Consider the following 3,258-nt stretch of genomic DNA (forward strand, 5'->3'; position numbering starts at 1 on the left):
CGTGGTCGTACTTGATCACCGTGTCGCCCTCGGCGAGGTCCTTCAGCGCGATCTTGTGGCCGAGCGGGATCGCGTCGAGCGCGGTCATCTCCAGTGTCTCGTCGGTGTCCATCACCCAGAGCGTCACCGTCTGGCCGGCGGAGATGCCCTCCTGGACGGCGACGGCGACATTGTCGGTATGCTCATGGACGAGAAAGTGCGGCGCGCTCATGCGTGATCCTGGCTGTTTCCCGCTGCGTCCGGGCAGCGCCGGACGATCCCTGCCGGCAGGCGTGCCGGCCGCGGCATCCTGCGCGCGGCGACATTCCTCTGTCAATCCAGGTCATGGGTCATTTATAAGACCAATGATGCCCGACGACCTCCAGCCAGGCTCCGCCGTCGCCGCGCGGCCGCTCTACCAGCAGGTGCACGACCATCTGCTCGAGCGCATCGTCGCGGGCGAGTGGCCGCCGGGCGACTACCTGCCGTCGGAGCAGCGCCTCGCCGCGAGCCTGGGCGTCGCCCTCGGCACGGTGCGCCGCGCGCTCGACGAGCTGGTACAGCAAGGCGTGGTCGAGCGGCGCCAGGGCCGCGGCACTGCGGTACTGCGCCACAGCTCCGACCGCGCGCGGTTCCGCTTCTTCCGCCTGGTCGGACCCGACGGCGCGCGCGTCGTGCCGACGGGCCGGGTGCTGACGGCGAGGCAGCGTCCGGCACGCGCCGATGAGGCGCGGGGGCTCGCGCTCGCACTGGGCGCGGGGGTGCTGGCGTTGACCCGCGAGCGGCGCGTGGGCGCCCGCGTGCTGGTGCATGAGACGATCGCCCTGCCGTTGCCGTTGTTCGCCCGTCTCCAGGTGCCCGTCGGGCAGGACCTCGCCGAGGAGCTCTACGTGCTCTACCAACGCGACTGCGGTGTCACGGTCGCGCGTGCGGACGACCGGGTCTCACCCGAAGCCGCCACCGCGCCCGTGGCGCGCAGCCTCGCCATCGCCCCCGGCACGCCGATTCTCCGCATCCTGCGCATTGCCTTCGGGCTCGACGGCAGCGCGGTCGAGCACCGGGTGAGCCGAACCGCCCGGCTCGATTACGCGGTCGCGATCGAGTAGCGCGATGGACGCGGCGGCGCTGCGCACGGCATCGGTGACGCAGGGGGCCGCACGCCTGTTGGTCGCGCTCGGTCATGCCGTGCTGCGCGAGGTCGGCCTTCCCCATGGCCGGCGCGCCGACCTCCTCGCGCTCGGCGCGGACGACAGCTTCTTGATCGTCGAGGTGAAGTCCCACGCGCGCGATTTCCTGTCGGACACGAAGTGGCATGAGTACCGGGACTATTGCGACCGGCTGTTCTTTGCTGTCGATCCCGAGTTCCCGCGGGCACTGCTGCCCGACGATGCCGGCCTGCTGGTCGCGGACCTCTATGGCGGGGCGGTGCTTCGTGAGGCACCGGTGCATCCGCTGGCACCGTCGCGCCGGCGGGCCCTGCTGCTCCGCTTCGCCCGCCTTGCCGCCGGGCGACTCGAGGGGCTCGTCGATCCTGCCGGCGCGACGGCGCACACCGCAGAGGACTGACCCGTGGGGGGATGTGGCACGCCCTTTGCTGCAACTCATCTGCTGTCGGCGGGTTTCCCCCGGCGACAGCAGCTAAGCCTTCCTCAACCTTGCCTTGAGGGGCCGCATTTCGGTGCGGCCCCTTCTTTTCGGCCGGTTCTCTCGCAAATCGCGAAGCAGGCTGACACGGCGCGCTGCGCCTTGCAGGCCCGCCGGCCGGACACATATCGCCGGAATGCACCGGTATCGCGGGCCGGCACCGGCGCGACGGGATCGGGTCTGGAGACACTCCGATGGACACGCTGCTGCTCTCGCGCATCCAGTTCGCCGCGAACATCTCGTTCCACATCCTCTTCCCCGTCATCACGATCGCGCTGGGCTGGGTGCTGCTCTACTTCAAGCTGCGCGCGCGCGTTTCCGGCGAGACGCGCTGGATGGACGCCTACCGGTTCTGGGTGAAGGTTTTCGCGCTGTCCTTCGCACTCGGTGTCGTTTCCGGGATCACGATGTCATTCCAGTTCGGTACCAACTGGCCCGGCTACATGGAGCGCGTCGGCAACATCGCCGGCCCGCTGCTCGCATACGAGGTGCTGACTGCCTTCTTCCTCGAGGCCACCTTCGTCGCCATCATGCTGTTCGGCATGAGCCGCGTACCGAACTGGCTGCACACCTTGGCGACCGCGCTGGTCGCGATCGGCACCACCATGAGCGCGTTCTGGATCCTGGTGCTGAACTCGTGGATGCACACGCCGCAGGGCTTCGAGCTGCGTGACGGCGTCGCCCACGCCACCGACTGGTGGGCGATCATCTTCAATCCCTCCATGCCCTATCGGTTCGCGCACATGCTGATCGCCTCCGGGCTGACGGTGGCGTTCCTGATGGCGGGCCTGTCGGCGTGGCGCCGTCTGCGCGGTGACCGATCGGCCGCAGTGATGACGGCACTGCGTACCGGGATCGTGATGGCGGCCGTGCTCGGGCCGACGCAGCTCGTCGTCGGCGATCTGCACGGGCTCAACACGCTCGAGCACCAGCCGGCCAAGGTCGCGGCGATGGAGGGCAACTGGCAGACGCGCGGGCATGTGCCGCTGCTGCTGTTCGCGATCCCCGACGAGGCCGCGCGCGAGAACCGCTTCGAGATTGCCATCCCCTCGGGCGCCAGCCTGATCCTCAAGCACGATTCCGCCGGCGTGGTGCCGGGGCTCAACGACTTCATCGACGAGCACCCGCCGGTCGCGCCGGTGTTCTTCGCGTTCCGGGTGATGGTCGGGATCGGCGTCATGATGATCGGGCTCGGGCTCACAGGGGCGTGGCTGCTGTGGCGCCGGCGCGATCTGCCGGGCTGGTACCTGCGCGCGCTGGTGCCCATGACCTTCGCCGGCTGGGTCGCCACGCTGGCCGGCTGGTACGTCACCGAGATCGGTCGGCAGCCCTGGCTGGTGCATGGCGTGCTGACCACCGCGGAGGCCGTCGGACCGGTGCCCGCCGGCAACGTGGCGCTGACGCTGGCGATGTATCTGCTGCTCTATGTGGGGCTGCTCGCGGCCTATGTCGTCACGCTGCATCGTCTGGCACGGAAGGGCGAGGGCGAGGCGGCGCGCAGGCCCGTGCCGCAGCCGGCGTGACGGACCCGAGGCCATGACACCGTTCCTGCCACCCGATCTGCTGCCGCTCGTGTTCGCCGGGCTGATGGCGTTCTCGGTGCTGCTGTACGTGGTCCTGGACGGATTTGACCTC

Annotated in this window: 4 protein-coding genes; 3 read left to right on the forward strand and 1 reads right to left on the reverse strand. The window is 69.6% G+C overall.

Annotated elements, in window-relative coordinates:
- Positions 1-211 (reverse strand): flagellar biosynthesis protein FlgA (locus ACTIFU_RS23235; RefSeq protein WP_439580702.1); only part of this gene is annotated, 211 nt, incomplete at its 3' end.
- A gap of 136 nt (positions 212-347) precedes the next feature.
- On the opposite strand from ACTIFU_RS23235, the gene ACTIFU_RS23240 reads away from it, so the two are divergent.
- The 3 genes from ACTIFU_RS23240 to ACTIFU_RS23250 all read left to right on the forward strand — a co-directional run bounded on the left by ACTIFU_RS23240 (position 348) and on the right by ACTIFU_RS23250 (position 3,146).
- On the forward strand, positions 348-1,085 hold the full coding sequence (locus ACTIFU_RS23240; protein ID WP_439580703.1) for a GntR family transcriptional regulator: 738 nt from the start codon (positions 348-350) through the stop codon (positions 1,083-1,085).
- A 4-nt stretch (positions 1,086-1,089) separates the two neighbouring features.
- Complete coding sequence (gene mmcB, locus ACTIFU_RS23245) at positions 1,090-1,545, forward strand: DNA repair putative endonuclease MmcB (RefSeq protein ID WP_439580704.1); 456 nt, start codon at positions 1,090-1,092, stop codon at positions 1,543-1,545.
- Positions 1,546-1,817: 272 nt separating this feature from the next.
- Positions 1,818-3,146, forward strand: a complete 1,329-nt coding sequence (locus ACTIFU_RS23250) for a cytochrome ubiquinol oxidase subunit I (RefSeq protein WP_439580705.1) — start codon at positions 1,818-1,820, stop codon at positions 3,144-3,146.
- The last annotated feature ends 112 nt before the right edge of the window (positions 3,147-3,258 follow it).

Origin of the sequence: Elioraea sp., assembly GCF_051860475.1 — a bacterium.
GTDB lineage: Bacteria > Pseudomonadota > Alphaproteobacteria > Acetobacterales > Acetobacteraceae > Elioraea.

What these genes read in the sequence shown, in the direction of transcription:
- ACTIFU_RS23240 (WP_439580703.1), top strand. Translation starts at nt 348, where the DNA reads ATGCCCGACGACCTCCAGCCAGGCTCCGCCGTCGCCGCGCGGCCGCTC.
- mmcB (WP_439580704.1), top strand. Translation starts at nt 1,090, where the DNA reads ATGGACGCGGCGGCGCTGCGCACGGCATCGGTGACGCAGGGGGCCGCA.
- ACTIFU_RS23250 (WP_439580705.1), top strand. Translation starts at nt 1,818, where the DNA reads ATGGACACGCTGCTGCTCTCGCGCATCCAGTTCGCCGCGAACATCTCG.